This is a genomic window from Lactobacillus intestinalis, from assembly GCF_024397795.1.
GTDB lineage: Bacteria > Bacillota > Bacilli > Lactobacillales > Lactobacillaceae > Lactobacillus > Lactobacillus intestinalis.
Window position 1 is genome coordinate 988147 of sequence record NZ_CP072983.1, and the last position, 16625, is coordinate 1004771.

Genomic DNA, 16625 nt, shown 5'->3' on the forward strand with positions numbered 1-16625 from the left:
TATAAGCTAAAACCACGTAAAACAATATCCAAACAAAAAAATACTTGGTTCATTTTAGCACAAACCAAGTATTTTTATTAATAACAATTAATTACTTTAACTTTCCAGCTTTTTCAAGGATCTTCTTAGACTTTTCAATGTAGTGGTGTTCTGCTCTGAAGCGCTTGATGTCATAACCATCTTCATCATTCAAGCCCTTAAGCTTCTTGTCAAGTTCACGGTATTCTTTCTTCAAATCTTCCATTACTGGTTCTTCATCTTTAAGATATACGTAGTGATCTTCTGGTGAACCCTTACGACCTTCACCTTTACGTTCCAAGATCTTGTCTTCATACTTGTCAACTTTACGAGCATGCTTCAAGATTGACTTGATGTCCTTAATAGTTTCGTGTTGAGCAGTGCGGTGACGTTCGTCATCCAAACTGTCTTCAATTCTAGTTAAGTGGCTGTCAGCATCTGAAATCTTCTTTGCTAATCTGTCCAAAGCTCTCAATTGTCTTTTTTCATAATCTGCCATAATAATAAACCTCCTAAACAATAGTTTTTTCTTAATTCAGTTATAGTGTATGTCGAATACAATCCTAGTTCAAATAAAAGCACTTGGAATTTTCAACTTTATCAAAATGACTTATTGATAATTGACAACGGTTACATTAGAAATTATCATTTTATTAAAAGTATATATTTTTAAGGAGAAAACTATGAATTTAGCTGTGATAGATATTGGTGGAACTACTATTAAAATTGCTACTTGGAAAAACAATCAACTTCAAGATATTCATGCTGTCAAAACGCCAAAAGAATTGGAAGAATTCTATACTGTTCTTACTAATGAAGTAAATAACATGAAAAAGAAAACATCTATTAAAGGCGTGGCTATCTCAGCCCCTGGAGCGGTAGATAAAAGTGCCGGCATTATTCGTGGAGCAAGTGCCATCCCTTACATTCATAATTTTAAAATAGTTGATAAATTACAAAAAAGATTTGATTTACCCGTTAGTATCGAAAATGACGCAAATTCAGCTGCTTTAGGAGAACTTGCTGAAGGTGGCGGACAAGGCTGTAGCAGCATGGCCTTTTTTGTAATTGGAACAGGAATTGGTGGTGCACTGATTATTGATCATAAAATTTGGCATGGAGCTCATTTGTATGGTGGAGAATTCGGCTATATGATCATTAACGGCAAGCAGTTGAGTACTCTCGCCTCTCCCGTCGCAATGGCTAAAAGATATAATGAACAAACAAATTCCAATTTAGATGGACAAACCGTTTTTGCATTAGCAGATCAAGGAGACAAAATTGCAAAAAAAGAGCGTCAGACTTTGATTCATTCTTTAGCCCTTGCAATTTTTAACACCCAACACAGTTTTGATCCAGAAAAAATTGTTCTTGGAGGAGGAATTTCCAATAATCCTGAATTAATCCCTCTTCTTAATGAAGAAATCCAAAAAATTTATTCTTCTATAGAAATAGCAACGGTTCAGCCGAATATTGTTTTATGTAAACTAAAAAGCGACGCCAATCTCCGAGGAGCAGTTGCAGATTTTGAGCAGGAACTTAATAAATAATTAAAATTTGAAAAGCTTGATATATCAGGCTTTTCTTTTTGTTTTAGAAAAAATATATACTTTTAATAAAAACGGTATTTATTTTTTCTAAAGAAAGCTCTATACTTTATTTGTAAATAATTGAAAGTGCTTACAGAGGAGATATTAAATTATGACTGAAGAGCGTAAATTACCATCTTCATTCTTCTGGGGTAATTCAGTTTCAAGTATGCAAACTGAAGGAGCTTGGAATGAAGATGGCAAAGGTTTGTCCGTTTATGATGTCCGACCTGCTACTGAAAACACAACCGATTGGCATGTAGCAATTGATGAATATCACAGATACGATGAAGATTTAGATTTAATGAAAGATATGAATATGAATATGTATCGTATTCAAATTTCATGGTCTAGAGTTTGCCCTGATGGTGATGGCGAATTTAATCAAAAAGGAATTGAATTTTATGATCGCTTAATCAATTCTATGCTTAAACGTGGAATTGAACCGATGGTTTGTCTTTACCACTTCGATATGCCACTTCATTTAGCTAAAAAGTATAACGGCTTTATGTCTCGACACGTGGTAGATGCCTTTATAAGATTTGGCAAAAAAATGATTGACCATTTTTCTGACAGAGTTAAATATTGGATTGTCTTTAATGAACATAACCTCTATTTCCAAGATGAAGTATTCAATATTTCTGGATATGAAAAAGGTGACAAATCTTTAGACGATATGTATACAATTTTCCATCATACTATGGTAGCGCATGTTTATCTTGCTAATTATATTCATGAGAACTATGACGATGTCAAAATTGGCGGAATGCTTGCTTACCAACAGATCTATCCTGAAACTAGTAATCCAGAAGATGTTTGGGCAGCAAAACAGGTGCAAGAATTTTTAAACTTTAATATTTATGATGCTGATACTGGACGGGGTTATTCACCAGAAGTAATGCAATATGCTAAGACTCATAATATTAAGATGGATATTACTAATGAAAATTTAGAAATAATGAAAAAAGCTAAAGCTGACTTCCTTGCCTTTTCTTACTACTCTTCTTGGGTACTATCTGCTAAAAAAATTCCTGAAGGTGAAGCACCTAACCGCTATCTTAATCAAGGTGGCGTTCAAGCCAAATTTGTTAAAACAAATGACTGGGGTTGGGCAATTGATCCTTTAGGCTTCAGAAATGCTATTACGACCATGTACAACTATTACCGTATCCCTATTTTTCCAATTGAAAATGGAATTGGTTTTAAAGAAACTTGGGATGGTAAGAACCTGATTGAAGATGATGCAAGAATTGCTTATCACGAAGAACATATTAAGGCAATGAAAGATTCAATTTTCTTAGATGGTGCAAAAGTTCTGGGTTATCTTGGCTGGGGCTTAATCGATATCCCTAGCTCTCATGCCGATATGGAAAAAAGATACGGCGCAGTTTACGTAAATCGTAGTAATCACGGTTTGAAAGATTTAAAACGTGTACCAAAGAAGTCCTTCTATTGGTTCCAAAAAATACTTAAAGATAATGGAGATGAATTATAATGGCTGAACAAAAACAATCAAAAGTCTCAACCTTTGTCAATCAACATATTTTGCCTCCTGTTATGAAATTTGTTAATACGAAGGCAATCACGGCTTTGCAAAATGGTATGATTTATACTTTACCATTTATCATTATTGGATCGATTTTCCTGCTTTTAGGAAACTTGCCTGTCCAATCATGGGCCAACGCAGTTAACGCTTCTGGTTGGGGTGCATTCTTTAACCAAGCTTACACTGTAACTTTCAACGTTATGTCACTTTGGGCATCAATTGGTATTGCCTATATTTATGTAAAAAATGAAGGTTATGAACCACTTGCTCCAGGTCTTACTTCCTGTGCAACTTTCTTAATGCTTCAAACTTTGAACATTGCTAACCCACTTAAGACTGCTTTAACTAGCGGTATTAAAAACGGTAACGATGTAGTTATGTCTGCAAAAACTGTTACTGAAAACATTGATAAATTGCCTCATGCTATGCAAACTTTCCTTGAAGCTCCAGTAACCGGGGTTGTTAACATCACTTGGCTTGGTGGAGACGGAATGATTGCCGCAATCATCTGTGGTTTACTTGTTGGTTGGATTTACTCAAGCATTATGAAGGCTGGTTGGACAATCAAGCTTCCTAAGCAAGTTCCACCTGCAGTTTCTAACCAATTTACCGCGATGATTCCATCAGGTATTATCTTGATTGGTGCAATGTTCATTTATGCAGCATTTAACGCATTTGCACATACCGACTTTTTACAATGGGTTTACACCACTTTACAAATCCCTCTACAAGGTATTTCTGATTCATTCGGTGGAGCCTTAGCAATTGGATTCTTAGTTCCATTCTTCTGGTTCTTTGGTGTGCACGGTGGTTTGATTGTTGGTTCATTAGCTGGTCCAATGCTTCAAGCCAACTCATTCGATAATGCTCAATTGTACAAAGCTGGTAAATTAACGATTGCCAACGGTGCCCACGTTGTTACTAACGAATTTTACAACAACTTTATTAACTTAACTGGTTCAGGTATTACCATTGGTTTAATCATTTTTACTGTAGTGGCCGCTAAGTCTATCCAACTTAAATCAATTGGTAAATTGGAATTAGTACCTGGTATCTTTAACATTAACGAACCATTCCTCTTCGGTTTACCAATTGTTATGAACCCATTCCTTGCTATTCCATTCTTCTTAACTCCAGTTGTAGTTGCTGCTTCAACTTACTTTGTAATCAAAACCGGTATCGTACCTCCATTGAATGGTTTCGCTTGTCCTTGGACAGTACCAGCGATTATATCAGGTGCCTTAATCGGTGGTTGGAAGATGGCCGTATGGCAGGCATGTACCCTAGTTATTTCAACTTTGATTTACTGGCCATTTGCTAAGAAATACGACAACATTTTGCTTAAACGTGAAGCTGCTAAAAAAGCTCAAGAAGCAAAAGGTGCTACAAAATAAAAAGAGGTTTTAATAATGAATGAAGAAGTAAAAATCGTTAATGAATTCGATCATAATAATCATCATTTTAAAATTGGGGTAAGTGCTGATGGACAAGTTTCAGTTTATGTCGATAATGAAACAAAGGCCCATCATGGCTATCACTTCCCTGGTGTTATTCAAATTCCAAAAGGAATTGAACTTGATGGACAAATGATTTTGAGATTACCAATTGATTGTGATGACGCAATTAAAGAAGGAATTTCAAAATTAAAAGCCGAATAAGCTGAAGAGATGTTATTGACATGCTAAGATAAATAGAGTCAGTAGCATCTCTTTTTACTTAGGTATTGAGCGATGACTATTCAAATTTTCAAAACTTAAATAGAAATCGGATGAAAAACATGACACATGCAAAATATTTAGAAATTGCCAAGATAATTAGCCAAAGAATTAATGACGGTACTTATACTAGTCGTCTCCCCCTTCCAGATCAAGAAACTTTAGCTAAGGAATTTGGCGTTAGTCGATTAACTGTTAAAAAAGCTTTAGATGGCTTAGAAAGACAAGGACTAGTATATAAACAATCTGGTCTAGGTACTTTTGTTTCTAGCAACATCCCTATTAAAAGCAGCATCGACTCTCCTGCGAATATGTTTATGGGACTTAAAAAGCAACTTGGATCAAGTAATGTTAAAAGTGAAATTTTACATTTTTCTGTCGAATTTCCCAGTGAACAAATCCAAAAAAATCTCGACTTAAAATCTTCGGATCCAGTCTATGATATTGTCCGTTTGAGAATTGTAGATGATTTACCGTTTATCATTGAACATACTTACATGCCTGTTACTTTAGTTCCTAACTTAAATGATGAAATTCTTCATAATTCTATTTATGAATACATGCATCATACGCTTCATCTCAAATTTGGTCACGCTTATCGTAAAATTCGCGCGGCAAAATCAAGCGAATACGATCAAAAATACCTAAATGCCAAAAAAGATGATCCTATGCTTGAATTAGAGCAAATTGTTTGGCTGACAAACGGTCAACCAATTGAATACTCTACAAGCAGAAATCGTTATGATCAACGCGATTATACGGTTTTAGAGAATAATAGATTTTAGAGGTATTAGATGCTAAATAAAAATTTTACTTGGGGTGGCGCAAGTGCCGCTAACCAATACGAAGGTGGCTACAATGAAGGTGGGAAAGGCTTAAATGCTGTTGATGTTTTAACCAACGGGTCAAATAGCAAACCTAGAAAAGTTACTTGGAAAAAGCCAAACGGTGAAACTGGCGCTACCCCTCTTGTTTGGGGAGCAGATAAATTTAAGCTTCCTGAAGGCGCCGTTCCCCAAATCCTTGATGATTACTATTACCCTAGTCATCAAGGAACTGATTTTTATCATCATTACAAAGAAGATATCAAATTAATGGCTGACATGGGCTTTGATGTCTTTAGACTTTCGATGAATTGGTCCAGAATTTTACCACATGGTGATGATGAGGAGCCAAATGAAGAAGGCTTAGAATTTTACGATAATATTTTTGATGAATGCGCGAAATATGGGATTGAACCTTTAGTAACTCTCTCCCATTATGAAACCCCTCTCTCACTGATTACGCAATTTGGGGGCTGGAAAGATCGTCATTTGATAGATGCTTTTTCTCATTATGCAGATATTGTGATGAATTACTACAAAGGTAAAGTTAAATACTGGCTGACATTTAATGAAATTAACGCAATGGACATGGCCCCTTATATGGGTGGCGGTCTTATCGATGGGAGTGAACAAAATCGAGCTCAAGGAGCACACAATCAATTCGTTGCTAGCAGCAAAGTAGTTAAACGCGCTCATGAAATTGATCCTAATAATCAGGTTGGGATGATGTTAGCCTACAGTGCTATTTATCCTTATACATGTGATCCTCAGGATCAACTTTTAGTAATGAAAGCTAAGCAAGAAATGCTTTTCTACTCTGACGTTCAAATGCTTGGCTACTACCCTACTAGTCGACTTAAAAAGTATGAACGTGATGGTATTAAACTCAACGATACTCCAGAAGACTATGAATTGCTTAAAAAATATCCTTGCGACTTTTTAAGTTTTTCTTGTTATACTTCCAATGTATTAACTGTTCATGAAAATGATGCCACAGCTAGCGGTAATGTTAGTGCCGGTAATATTACTAATCCTTACCTTGAAACTAATGCTTGGGGCTGGGCAACTGATCCAGATGTATTAAGAATTGGCTTAAACGAATTATGGGAAAGATATCATAAGCCACTTTGGGTAGTCGAAAATGGCCTTGGATGGTCCGATGAATTAACTAGCGATCATCAAGTACACGATGACTATCGGATTAAATATTTAAAAGCTCAAATTAAATCTATGAAAGATGCTGTTGAAATTGATGGTGTAGACTTAATGGGCTATACCATGTGGTCCGCAATTGACCTCGTTTCTAACGGAACAGGCGAAATGAAGAAACGCTACGGCTTTGTCTATGTAGATCGTGATGATCATGGTAATGGTAGCTTAAAGCGTTATCCGAAGGATTCATATTACTGGTATAAAAAAGTTATTGCTTCAAATGGTGAAGATTTAGAGTCAACTACCCTAAACTGAAGTCTAGGGCTTAGTGGCTCGTTAGCTTGCGCTAACCAGAACACCAACTTGCTTAGATACGGACTTGACTTACCAGCAATAGTCTTTTGACTATTGCCGATAGAGGTCGTCTAATTACCAAAGCCTTTTAAGTCCGCGAGTTGCTAACGGACTGCAGCCTTTCTAGGCTGCTTTTTTTATTTTAGGATTTTGCCACTTGCTTAATCCTTTTTCTAAGATGTTCACTGCCGCATTCCAATCACGAATATGGTGCGTCTGACAGATTGGACAACTCCATTCCCGATCCTTAAGGGTTAATTTCTTATAACCGTTTTGGCCCATAATACTGCCACAAGCATGACAGCGTTGAGTAGTATATTTAGGGTCAATTGTTTTGAACTCTTTACCATATAGATCTGCCTTATAAGCCAGCATATTAAGGAAACTACGCCAGCCGACATCAGAAATTGATTGCGACAAGGCATGATTCTTTAACAGGTTCTTGCTTCTTAATTCCTCGGCAACTACTAAATCGTGGTTTTTGATTAATGCAGTTGAGAGTGCTTGCAAGAAGTCTTCACGCTGTCTGCGAATCTTGTCGTGTAATTTAGCGACTGCTAGTCTCTGTTTTTGATAATTCCTTGCCGTCCACAAATTTCGTCCTTCTTGCTTAGCACGTCTTTGTCTGCGAGACAAGACACGTTGGGCATGGGCCAGCTTCTTTTTGGTTTTGCGGTAAAATCGTGGATTAGCGACCATTGCTCCGTTAGATGCTGTTAGGAAGTTATCTAAATTGAGGTCAATCCCAATTTGACTGCTGGTTTTGGCATAAGGCTTAACAAAAGCAGTATCGCTGCCTAATTGCATAGACAGGTAGAACTGGTCATCAGCGGTCTTTTTTATCGTGACTGTGCCAATTCTAGTTGGAATCTGCTTAAGCAAGCGCTCTTTAATCAGTTTTCTAAAACCAGCAATGCGGACAATTCCCAGCTTAGGCAATTTAATATGTTTAGCATCAATAAATCTAGCCGTCCCGTTATCAAGATAGGCTTCTGACTGCTTAGGATATTGACAGTTGGTCTGATATGACCAGTCGCTGCGTTTTTTGTGAAAAGTCGGAATTCCGTGTCCGATCTTACGATAATTTTTCCAAGCCTTCTGGTAGTTTTGAATAGCGTTGGCAAGAGCGAGACTATCGATTTCTTTAACACGTAAAAAGCTATAAGCATCACGAATATTCTTAGGCTTAGCCAATAATTCATGATTGATGACTACTGTTTCTGCCAGTTGGACTTCATAGCTATTAAGAGCAGAAAAAGCAAATGGCATTGCATTACTTTGCTTAACAGCTAAATAGCGTTTAGCATGATAACTAGTCCGATTGCGTCCTACATAAGAGTTGTAGACAAAGCGCTGCGCATCATAGTTTAGTTTAATGATTTTCTTTTGCTTAGAACTAGGATAAAAGCGAAGCTTAACGCCAAAATGATAGGCTAAACTGCTCATTCTTTTCATGTATTTCACCTCCTTGTATTATTGTAATTTGATTATATCCTATGTATATCTTATAATCAACAGTAAATAGATACATAATAGACGAAAGGATATTAGACTATGAATAGTAAGAGAAACAAAATAAAAGACGCAGGCTATGAAAAACACTACGTCTATAATGCACACTATCATTTAATTTGGTGTACTAAATATCGCAATCCAATCTTTACTAATCAAAACCTGGCACAAGAAATGCAAGAGCTGCTCAAACAAGTAGCCGCAGATAATCAAATCAAAATCGAAAAAATGGAAATAATGCCTGAGCATATTCATTTGCTTATTAGCTTTAGGCCATCAAAATCAGGCTCAAGCGTGGTCAAAGCACTCAAAGGAAGAAGCGCTTTTTTATTCTTCCAGAATCATCCCGAAATCAAACAAAGCAAGATATGGGGCGGTCATTTATGGTCACCAAGTTATTATTTTGGCAGTGTAGGAAATATGTCTAAAGAAGTAGTAGAGAAGTACATTAATGATCAGATTTACAATGCCGTCAGAGATGGCAAGCCCTATCCATCCCCTCACTAAAGTAAGGGGATGGATAGGGCTGTTTTCATTAAAACATAAGATCAGGTTCTTAAGACCTGATCTTTTTTGATATCGATAACAGCCATCCTCCTCTTGTAAACCGCTTACAATGTAGGATAATCAAATTAGAAATATTTTATTGGAGGAATAAAAAATGACACCCTGGTGGAAAAAAGCAGTTGTTTATCAAGTTTACCCTAAGTCTTTTCAAGATAGCAATGGTGATGGGATTGGGGACTTAAAAGGTATTACATCTAGACTAGATTATTTAAAAAAATTAGGAATTGATGCAATCTGGCTCTCCCCTGTTTATCAATCACCTCAAGTTGACAACGGTTATGATATTTCCGACTATGAAGCAATTGATCCTCAATATGGCACAATGGCTGACATGGACGAATTAATTTCTGAAGCAAAAAAACGTGGCATTAGAATTGTCATGGATCTAGTCGTTAATCATACTTCAGACCAGCATAAATGGTTTATTGAAGCTAGAAAAAGCAAGGATAATCCTTATCGCGATTATTATATTTGGCGAGATCCCGTTGATGGACATGAACCAAATGAGCTTAAATCAGCTTTTTCAGGATCTGCATGGAAACTTGATGAAAAAACTGGTCAATACTATTTACACTTTTTTGCAGATCAACAGCCTGATCTAAATTGGAAAAATCCTATTTTACGTCAAAAAATCTACGATATGATGAATTTCTGGATTGACAAAGGAATCGGCGGCTTTCGGATGGATGTAATTGAATTAATTGGTAAAGATCCCGATAAATTAATCCGTGAAAATGGCCCGATGCTTCATCCTTATCTGCAAGAAATGAATAAGAAAACTTTTGGGAGTAAGAATCTTATGACTGTTGGTGAAACCTGGAATTCTACTCCTAAAATTGCCGAAGAATATTCCGATCCAGGACGCCATGAATTATCAATGGTTTTTCAATTTGAAAATCAGAGTTTAGATCAACAAGCCGGTAAAGAAAAATGGGATTTACGCCCTTTAAATTTAGGAGAACTCAAAAAAGTTTTAGTTAAATGGCAAACTGACATAGACTTTAATCATGCCTGGAATAGCCTTTTTTGGGAAAATCACGATATTCCGCGAGTAATTTCGCGTTGGGGTAACGACCAAGAATATCGGGTTCAATCAGCTAAGATGTTTGCAATTATTCTCCATTTAATGCATGGCACGCCATATATCTATAATGGTGAAGAAATTGGAATGACTAACTATCCTGTTAAAAGTATCGATGAAGTTTCAGATATTGAAAGCATTAACATGTACAATGAGCGTTTAAAGGCCGGTTATGACACTCAGAGCCTTATTCATGCCATCAATGTTAAAGGACGGGACAACGCGCGTACGCCAATTCAGTGGAATAATGCAAAAAATGCTGGGTTTACCACTGGAACTCCTTGGCTACACGTGAACCCCAATTATCATCAAATTAATGTTGAGGCTGCCTTAAAAGATCCTAATTCTATTTTTTATACGTATCAAAAACTAATCAAATTGCGCCATAACAATCCGATTGTGGTCGAGGGGGACTTTGAGTTAGTTAAAGGTACCGTGGAGGCAGTTCTGGCATATTATCGCAAACTAAAAGATACAAAATGGCTCATTGTAGCTAATTTATCTGGCCAAAAGCAGCATTTTTCTTCTACAGATAAAGTTACAGATCAAATTATCAACAATTATACTGATCATTCAAATCTAACTAATTTGACCCTCAAACCGTATGAAGCATTTAGTGTAAAGGTAAAATAATTGCTAATCTTCATCATTATTTCACATCAAAAGTGTATACTTTATATAAAAGTAAATAGAAAGATGATATAAAGATGATTACAGTAAAAAAGCAATTTCAATTTTCCGCAAATGACTTTTTTGACTACTTGGATAAGCAGCTAACCCTTGCAATTAAGGAAGCTCGACAAAACGACTTACCTGTAAAGCTTGCTGCTGGAACTCAATATAATCAAAATGGCGTAGACACCAAAATCACTAAGTACACACGTGGCAAAGAATACGAGGCCAATTTCAAAAATGATAAGTTTGACATTATGATCAATTATCAAACCGAAGATGTACCAAATGGCGTAGAAATTACATTCTCAGAAGATATTAAAAGTTATGATCCTAATGCCCACAGCAAATTTAATAATTGGCTCTATAATTTTCAGTTAAAACACGGTGCTAAGAAAGAGCTTTCTCGAATGGCTAACGGAGTTCACCAAAACATGCAATAACTAAAAAAGAAGGAGAAAATTCTCCTTCTTTTTTATATACCTATAAGCTTCTCATATAATTAACTATGTATTATCTAAAAACAAAAATAATAAGTTCTAAAACATTAATTAGAACTTATTATTTAGAATACATCTATTTCTTTAGAGTGCCAGATTCATATAACTTTGCGTACAAATCTACCATTTCTCCAGCTAAATCTCTAAAGGTAATTGCATTCATCAGATGGTCTTGAGAGTGCACTACTAACAAAGTGACTTTCATGTGGTCGCCTTGAGTCTCTTTAGTTAGCATATTGGTTTGAGAATTATGAGCTTCAAGAAGTGACTTGTCTGATTCTTCGAGTTTTTTGCGAGCACCTTCAATATCACCTTGTTTAGCTTTTCTAATTGCTTCAAAAGCTAAGCTTTTAGCATTTCCACCATTTGCAATTAACCCCATTGCTGCCATTAAAGTTTCTTGCTCTTTTTGTTCTGGAGTTTGTTTCTTTTCTTCTGCCATATGAATCTTACACTTTCTATATCACTCTAACCATTAATTAAGCTTTCAGCTTGCTTAAGTACAGTTTCCCCATCCATCATACCGTAAGCTTGCATATCGATTACATCTAAGGGAATATCTTTACCATCTTTACCTTTTCCGGCAACCTTCTTTTCAAATTCACCTCTCATGTAGCTTACTTGAGGCCCAAGAAGAATACAGTCTACACCTTTTTCAATGTGTTGATCAGCTTCAGAAGCAGGACAAGCAAAGATCTCTGCATCGATTCCATCTGCTTGAGCTGCTTGTTGCATCTTAGTTACTAAAAGTGATGTGCTCATTCCTGCACTACAATTTAACATGATAGTTTGTTCTGCCATAATTATTCCTCCTAAAAATATAGCTTTTTATTTTTATTAAGCTATCCTTTACATCAATTATTATAAAGCGCTTTCAGTTAAATGTAAACGCTTTTCTTAACATGTGAATCGGCTTGTTAAGCTTTTTTATATTTAACTCTTACTCTCCCAAAGCCTGAGATAATTCTTAACTTTTTATAAAGGTATATATTTTTATAAATTAAATGTATATTAATCTGCAAACGCTTACTAAGTGCATAAAGTTTGGTAGAATACATATGTATAGTTTTTTATAGACATGCAGTCCTGGAAAGGAGTTTTATGAGTAAATATCAAGACATTGCTAATGACATAGAAAAAAAGATTATCGAGAAAAAGTATATTAATAAATTACCAGAACAAGTTGTCTTAGCGCAGAAATATCATACTAGTAGAGTTACTATTATCCATGCTTTAAAAATTTTACAAGATCGTAAATTAATTCATGCTGTTAAAGGCCATGGTACATACATTTCCGCTAAACCTATTCCGAAAATATTTCTAAATTCCGGAGTAGCACAAAATGACGGTTTTACTAAACATACTCATGATTCCAAAAAGCTTGTTAGTAAAGTGATTTCTTTTAACATTCGCAAGCCAACAGATAAGGAAAAAGAAGCCTTTAATTTATCAGAAAATGAAGACGTTTATGATATTATTCGACTCCGCATCTTAAATAGTGAACCAATAAAATTGGAATATACCGTAATGCCAGTTAATAGAATACCTGGCTTAAATTTAGATATTTTACATAAATCTATCTATTCTTATATCGAAAACAAATTGGGTATTAAAATTGGCAAAGATGATCGCTTAATCACTGCCGATAAACCAGATGCTTATGATATAAAATATTTAAACTGTACTTCTAATGATCCTATCCTCTGTGTAAAACAAAAGGCTTATTTTGAAAATGGAACCCCTTTTGAATTATCAGAAAGTAGAAATCGTTACGATCGTGGTGGTTTGACAGTTAAGAAAGGATGAAAAAGGCGCATCCAATGATGCGTCTTTTTATTCATTGATAAAATTTATAATTTCTTCATCGGTAAAATGCTTACTATAATCTTTTTTTACATTAGTAAACACTTCCTCTTTTCCGATCCCCATCTCTTTTAGACTTTTTATTCGATCTCTAATTAATTGACGTGGGCTACCATCTTGAGCGTGAAGTTGGGCAAAACGACGCTCTTCTTTTTTAAAAGTTACTTGATCCATAAAACCACCTCTATTTCTACACTACTCTAGTTTCTAACTTAAGTATACTGAGAAAAGCATTCTAAAGAAAGCGTTAACTATCTCGACACTAAAAAAGCACATCCTTTTTAGAATGTGCTTTTTAAGTTCAAATTATTTAGGGTTATTTACTAGGTTGATAGTCTTTACCAATAATTAATACAGGCTTAATAGTCTTTCCAGAAATAGAGTCGGCATTGGCTTGATTTATATCTTCAAAATCATATAATTTTTTAGTCTTATCAAAGTCAAATTGACCCAACTTCCAAAAATCAATCAAACGAGGAACATCAACTTGAGGAATTGCACCCCTATGTCAATTAACTCTAATCTTTTCAACTGGATCTTCTTCTTTAGAGTTAATTACATCAGTTGCCCCCAGTTCTTTAGCAAGCTCAAGACGTGATGGAACGATATCAACTGCGATAACTTTCGTACAACCTGAAATTCTACCAGCCACCATTGCTGCCAATCCAACCGCACCAGTCCCGAAGACAGCGATGGTTTGGCCAGGACGAGGTTTAAGAATATTAAAGACAGTTCCAGATCCCGTAATATAGCCACCACCTAAAGGACCTACTTTACGCAAGTCAACATCTTCATCAACTTTGACACAATTACGCTGATTGGTAACCGTTGTAGTAGTAAAAGATGATTGGTTAAACATATCGGAAATATGTTTACCATCTTCTTGGAATTGATCTTCACCGTCAAACCGAGTACCAGACAAATTATAAACAGCATAATGCCGACATTGAGTTGGAATTCCTTTAAGACACTTGTTACACAAACTGTCGGCGTAAAAAGCCATTACAACATGATCGCCACGCTTTAAATTTTGAACTTCAGAACCCACTTTTTCAACAATTCCGGCACCTTCATGACCTAAGATTACAGGATACCCAAGGGATGCGTCGCCTTTGCGGATCGCTTCATCTGAGTGGCAAATCCTACTAGCCACCATGTGTACCTGAACATCGGTTGGACCGACTTCATGTAAATCAATATCGTCTTTAATTACAAATGGATCACCCTTTTTTCAACAACGGCTACTTTAATTTTCATGGATTTCTTTCCTTTCTATAAGTTTTTTGTTTTCATCTCACAAGTTCATCATACACTTTGTGATAAAGTTAATTAAGTAATCGCTTACATTTATTTTGAAATATTTTTCAAAAAAGTCTTTTGCTTACCTATGTTAGAATTAAAATTGAAGATTTAGAAAGGCATTTTACCATGAAAAAAATTTACTTTAACCATGACGGCAACATTGATGATCTTGTTTCATACTTGCTTTTGTTAAAAGCTCCTGACATCAAATTATTAGGAATAGGTGCAATTGACGCTGATGGCTATATTGACCCTTCAGTAGATGCATGTCGCAAAATGACTGATCTTTTCAATGTTCGTCACGATAATCTAGAAATCGCACGTTCTAACTCACGTGCAGTTAATCAATTTCCACATGAATGGCGCATGGCAACCTATTCATTTAACTATTTACCAATTTTAAATGAAAAAGGTACCGTTACCACAAAAGAAGCACCTCTTCCTGCACATTTAGATATGATTGATAAATTAAAAAATGCGGATGAACCAATTACTTTAGTGATGACCGGTCCCCTCACTGATCTCGCACGAGCATTAGATGTAGATCCCTCCATTGAAAATAAAATTGATAAGCTCTATTGGATGGGTGGTTCTCTTGATGGTCACGGAAATGTGATGATGGTTAATGCTGATGGCACTCAAGAATGGAATGCTTTTTGGGATCCATATGCCGTAAAGCGTGTCTTTGATTCCAAAATTGATATTCAAATGGTTGGTCTAGAAAGTACTGAAGAATTGCCATTAAGTGATTCTTTAAGACAACATTGGGCTAGCCTAAGAAAATATCCTGCGATGGACTTAGTTGGTCAAGGTTATAGCTTAATCGTATCCGTACCAACGGCTGAGCTTTATCTTTGGGATGTTTTAACAACGATGAATGCCCTTTATCCAGAAATTGTTACTACTAGAGAGGCTAAAGCAAGCGTAATTACTGATGGTTTAGCTGCAGGACGCATAGTGGAAAGTGAAAATGGTCGTCCAATTACCTTAGTAACCAGTGCAAATAAAGAACTCTTCTATCAAAAAATGGATGAACTTTTAGAAAGATAAGAAAAATGAGATCGTTTGATCTCGTTTTTTAAATAGCTTTTATGTGCTTTTTGTAAAGAATTACAGCAATCCAAGTTGAAATAAAGGATGGCAAAATGATCACCACTAACAAATTGGGATCTAAAAAATTTCCCACTCTAATGAATTGAGTAATCGTTTTAATTCGAGCGATGTTACTAAAAATCGCTTGATATACTGTCACGTAGATCAAACTCCACTGAATGTAATATTCAATCAACGTAAGTGTCGTCACTGAAAATTTGATGAACTTTTCAGCTACTCGCATTCCCCAATAAAGAAAAATTCCGGATAAGATAACAAAAATTGCCAGCAGCAGAAATAGATTTCCTAAGTAAACTTCTTTACGATCGTTCATTAGCAGATAAGTAATGAAGAAGAAGATTAAGAAATTAACAGTACTAAAAGTTAATTGAAATACAAACAATACCCCTGCTTTAGCAAATTGAAACTTGTTTTCTGATCTAAATAGAAGCACAATCAAAACTAGAATAGCAATACCAATAAACAGATAAGTAACGCGCATTTTTCTCTCCAAACAAAAAGATAGGTCACTAGCCTACCTATTAAGATTCACTTTTGTTCTACATCTAAAACTACAGCATCTTAATTATAAAGCCAAAGGGTTAATTTGGTAAAAATTATCTAAAATGATTGTTCAAAACTGCTAAAATCATATATAATACAGACAAACGAAAGGATGATATTATGGGTTTAACATTTGATAATCCAAACAACTTAAATAAAATGCTCGATAAATTTGCAGTTGTTCCAGATCCAAAGAAATCTCCAATGAACAAACGCAAAAAAGACGAAGATAAGAAAAAAGATAAAGATAAAGATGAAAAATAAAAAAGGCCGT

Annotated in this window: 18 protein-coding genes and 1 pseudogene; 12 read left to right on the forward strand and 7 right to left on the reverse strand. The window is 35.5% G+C overall.

Annotated elements, in window-relative coordinates; genetic code table 11:
• Positions 1 to 91 precede the first annotated feature (91 nt).
• On the reverse strand, positions 92 to 517 hold the full coding sequence (locus KBW87_RS04465) for a hypothetical protein (protein ID WP_004042718.1): 426 nt from the start codon (positions 515 to 517) through the stop codon (positions 92 to 94).
• Positions 518 to 701: 184 nt separating this feature from the next.
• Between KBW87_RS04465 and KBW87_RS04470 the strand changes: the two genes are divergently transcribed.
• From KBW87_RS04470 to KBW87_RS04495, 6 genes are all read left to right on the forward strand, one after another.
• Complete coding sequence (locus KBW87_RS04470; RefSeq protein ID WP_057811284.1) at positions 702 to 1568, forward strand: ROK family protein; 867 nt, start codon at positions 702 to 704, stop codon at positions 1566 to 1568.
• 151 nt (positions 1569 to 1719) lie between these two features.
• Positions 1720 to 3102 (forward strand): glycoside hydrolase family 1 protein, encoded by a 1383-nt coding sequence (locus KBW87_RS04475; protein WP_057811286.1) that lies wholly within the window; start codon positions 1720 to 1722, stop codon positions 3100 to 3102.
• Positions 3102 to 4547: a PTS sugar transporter subunit IIC gene (locus KBW87_RS04480; RefSeq protein WP_057811288.1), complete on the forward strand. Its 1446-nt coding sequence runs from the start codon at positions 3102 to 3104 to the stop codon at positions 4545 to 4547. The genes KBW87_RS04475 and KBW87_RS04480 overlap by 1 nt, the downstream gene beginning before the upstream one ends.
• Positions 4548 to 4562: 15 nt before the next feature.
• Positions 4563 to 4811 (forward strand): hypothetical protein, encoded by a 249-nt coding sequence (locus KBW87_RS04485; RefSeq protein WP_057811290.1) that lies wholly within the window; start codon positions 4563 to 4565, stop codon positions 4809 to 4811.
• A 119-nt stretch (positions 4812 to 4930) separates the two neighbouring features.
• Positions 4931 to 5653 carry a GntR family transcriptional regulator gene (locus tag KBW87_RS04490; RefSeq protein WP_004042730.1) on the forward strand — a complete coding sequence of 241 codons (723 nt, stop codon included), beginning with the start codon at positions 4931 to 4933 and terminating at the stop codon, positions 5651 to 5653.
• A 9-nt stretch (positions 5654 to 5662) separates the two neighbouring features.
• Positions 5663 to 7159 (forward strand): family 1 glycosylhydrolase, encoded by a 1497-nt coding sequence (locus KBW87_RS04495; protein ID WP_057811292.1) that lies wholly within the window; start codon positions 5663 to 5665, stop codon positions 7157 to 7159.
• 162 nt (positions 7160 to 7321) lie between these two features.
• Here the strand turns inward: KBW87_RS04495 and KBW87_RS04500 are convergent, their stop codons facing one another.
• Entirely contained in the window at positions 7322 to 8653 is a 1332-nt protein-coding gene (locus tag KBW87_RS04500; RefSeq protein ID WP_255807047.1) for an RNA-guided endonuclease InsQ/TnpB family protein, read from the reverse strand.
• Between the two features lie 99 nt (positions 8654 to 8752).
• Here KBW87_RS04500 and tnpA point away from each other — a divergent pair, with 99 nt between their 5' ends.
• The 3 genes from tnpA (at position 8753) to KBW87_RS04515 (ending at position 11473) form a co-directional block, all read left to right on the forward strand.
• The gene (gene tnpA, locus KBW87_RS04505) at positions 8753 to 9217 is read left to right on the forward strand and encodes an IS200/IS605 family transposase (protein ID WP_255807048.1); all 465 of its coding nucleotides are present in this window, start codon (positions 8753 to 8755) and stop codon (positions 9215 to 9217) included.
• Positions 9218 to 9371: 154 nt separating this feature from the next.
• The gene (locus tag KBW87_RS04510) at positions 9372 to 10991 is read left to right on the forward strand and encodes a glycoside hydrolase family 13 protein (protein ID WP_057809779.1); all 1620 of its coding nucleotides are present in this window, start codon (positions 9372 to 9374) and stop codon (positions 10989 to 10991) included.
• Positions 10992 to 11065: 74 nt separating this feature from the next.
• Positions 11066 to 11473, forward strand: a complete 408-nt coding sequence (locus KBW87_RS04515; protein WP_057809777.1) for a DUF3284 domain-containing protein — start codon at positions 11066 to 11068, stop codon at positions 11471 to 11473.
• 133 nt (positions 11474 to 11606) lie between these two features.
• Here the strand turns inward: KBW87_RS04515 and KBW87_RS04520 are convergent, their stop codons facing one another.
• Both KBW87_RS04520 and KBW87_RS04525 read right to left on the reverse strand, forming a co-directional pair.
• Entirely contained in the window at positions 11607 to 11972 is a 366-nt protein-coding gene (locus KBW87_RS04520; RefSeq protein WP_057809775.1) for a PTS sugar transporter subunit IIA, read from the reverse strand.
• A gap of 26 nt (positions 11973 to 11998) precedes the next feature.
• Positions 11999 to 12331, reverse strand: coding sequence for a PTS sugar transporter subunit IIB (locus KBW87_RS04525; protein ID WP_004042742.1), 333 nt, complete (start codon positions 12329 to 12331; stop codon positions 11999 to 12001).
• A 300-nt stretch (positions 12332 to 12631) separates the two neighbouring features.
• On the opposite strand from KBW87_RS04525, the gene KBW87_RS04530 reads away from it, so the two are divergent.
• On the forward strand, positions 12632 to 13336 hold the full coding sequence (locus KBW87_RS04530; RefSeq protein ID WP_057809773.1) for a GntR family transcriptional regulator: 705 nt from the start codon (positions 12632 to 12634) through the stop codon (positions 13334 to 13336).
• Positions 13337 to 13363: 27 nt separating this feature from the next.
• Here KBW87_RS04530 and KBW87_RS04535 read toward each other — a convergent pair whose 3' ends face one another.
• Both KBW87_RS04535 and KBW87_RS04540 read right to left on the reverse strand, forming a co-directional pair.
• A complete protein-coding gene (locus tag KBW87_RS04535; protein WP_057809771.1) occupies positions 13364 to 13567 on the reverse strand; it encodes a hypothetical protein in 204 nt (67 codons plus the stop codon).
• A gap of 142 nt (positions 13568 to 13709) precedes the next feature.
• Positions 13710 to 14650, reverse strand: a pseudogene (locus tag KBW87_RS04540) (alcohol dehydrogenase catalytic domain-containing protein).
• 171 nt (positions 14651 to 14821) lie between these two features.
• Here KBW87_RS04540 and KBW87_RS04545 point away from each other — a divergent pair.
• A complete protein-coding gene (locus tag KBW87_RS04545; RefSeq protein WP_057809769.1) occupies positions 14822 to 15745 on the forward strand; it encodes a nucleoside hydrolase in 924 nt (307 codons plus the stop codon).
• Between the two features lie 28 nt (positions 15746 to 15773).
• Here the strand turns inward: KBW87_RS04545 and KBW87_RS04550 are convergent, their stop codons facing one another.
• Positions 15774 to 16289, reverse strand: a complete 516-nt coding sequence (locus tag KBW87_RS04550) for an SA1002 family membrane protein (RefSeq protein WP_057809767.1) — start codon at positions 16287 to 16289, stop codon at positions 15774 to 15776.
• 182 nt (positions 16290 to 16471) lie between these two features.
• On the opposite strand from KBW87_RS04550, the gene KBW87_RS04555 reads away from it, so the two are divergent.
• Positions 16472 to 16615 (forward strand): SPJ_0845 family protein, encoded by a 144-nt coding sequence (locus KBW87_RS04555; protein ID WP_170207457.1) that lies wholly within the window; start codon positions 16472 to 16474, stop codon positions 16613 to 16615.
• The last annotated feature ends 10 nt before the right edge of the window (positions 16616 to 16625 follow it).

Bases quoted from the DNA above. Each gene is read 5' to 3' on its own strand.
- KBW87_RS04555 (WP_170207457.1), top strand. From the start codon at position 16,472: ATGGGTTTAACATTTGATAATCCAAACAACTTAAATAAAATGCTCGAT.
- KBW87_RS04470 (WP_057811284.1), top strand. From the start codon at position 702: ATGAATTTAGCTGTGATAGATATTGGTGGAACTACTATTAAAATTGCT.
- KBW87_RS04535 (WP_057809771.1), bottom strand. From the start codon at position 13,567: ATGGATCAAGTAACTTTTAAAAAAGAAGAGCGTCGTTTTGCCCAACTT.
- KBW87_RS04530 (WP_057809773.1), top strand. From the start codon at position 12,632: ATGAGTAAATATCAAGACATTGCTAATGACATAGAAAAAAAGATTATC.
- KBW87_RS04500 (WP_255807047.1), bottom strand. From the start codon at position 8,653: ATGAAAAGAATGAGCAGTTTAGCCTATCATTTTGGCGTTAAGCTTCGC.
- KBW87_RS04525 (WP_004042742.1), bottom strand. From the start codon at position 12,331: ATGGCAGAACAAACTATCATGTTAAATTGTAGTGCAGGAATGAGCACA.
- KBW87_RS04495 (WP_057811292.1), top strand. From the start codon at position 5,663: ATGCTAAATAAAAATTTTACTTGGGGTGGCGCAAGTGCCGCTAACCAA.
- KBW87_RS04465 (WP_004042718.1), bottom strand. From the start codon at position 517: ATGGCAGATTATGAAAAAAGACAATTGAGAGCTTTGGACAGATTAGCA.
- KBW87_RS04475 (WP_057811286.1), top strand. From the start codon at position 1,720: ATGACTGAAGAGCGTAAATTACCATCTTCATTCTTCTGGGGTAATTCA.
- KBW87_RS04480 (WP_057811288.1), top strand. From the start codon at position 3,102: ATGGCTGAACAAAAACAATCAAAAGTCTCAACCTTTGTCAATCAACAT.
- KBW87_RS04515 (WP_057809777.1), top strand. From the start codon at position 11,066: ATGATTACAGTAAAAAAGCAATTTCAATTTTCCGCAAATGACTTTTTT.
- KBW87_RS04485 (WP_057811290.1), top strand. From the start codon at position 4,563: ATGAATGAAGAAGTAAAAATCGTTAATGAATTCGATCATAATAATCAT.
- KBW87_RS04550 (WP_057809767.1), bottom strand. From the start codon at position 16,289: ATGCGCGTTACTTATCTGTTTATTGGTATTGCTATTCTAGTTTTGATT.
- tnpA (WP_255807048.1), top strand. From the start codon at position 8,753: ATGAATAGTAAGAGAAACAAAATAAAAGACGCAGGCTATGAAAAACAC.
- KBW87_RS04545 (WP_057809769.1), top strand. From the start codon at position 14,822: ATGAAAAAAATTTACTTTAACCATGACGGCAACATTGATGATCTTGTT.
- KBW87_RS04520 (WP_057809775.1), bottom strand. From the start codon at position 11,972: ATGGCAGAAGAAAAGAAACAAACTCCAGAACAAAAAGAGCAAGAAACT.
- KBW87_RS04490 (WP_004042730.1), top strand. From the start codon at position 4,931: ATGACACATGCAAAATATTTAGAAATTGCCAAGATAATTAGCCAAAGA.
- KBW87_RS04510 (WP_057809779.1), top strand. From the start codon at position 9,372: ATGACACCCTGGTGGAAAAAAGCAGTTGTTTATCAAGTTTACCCTAAG.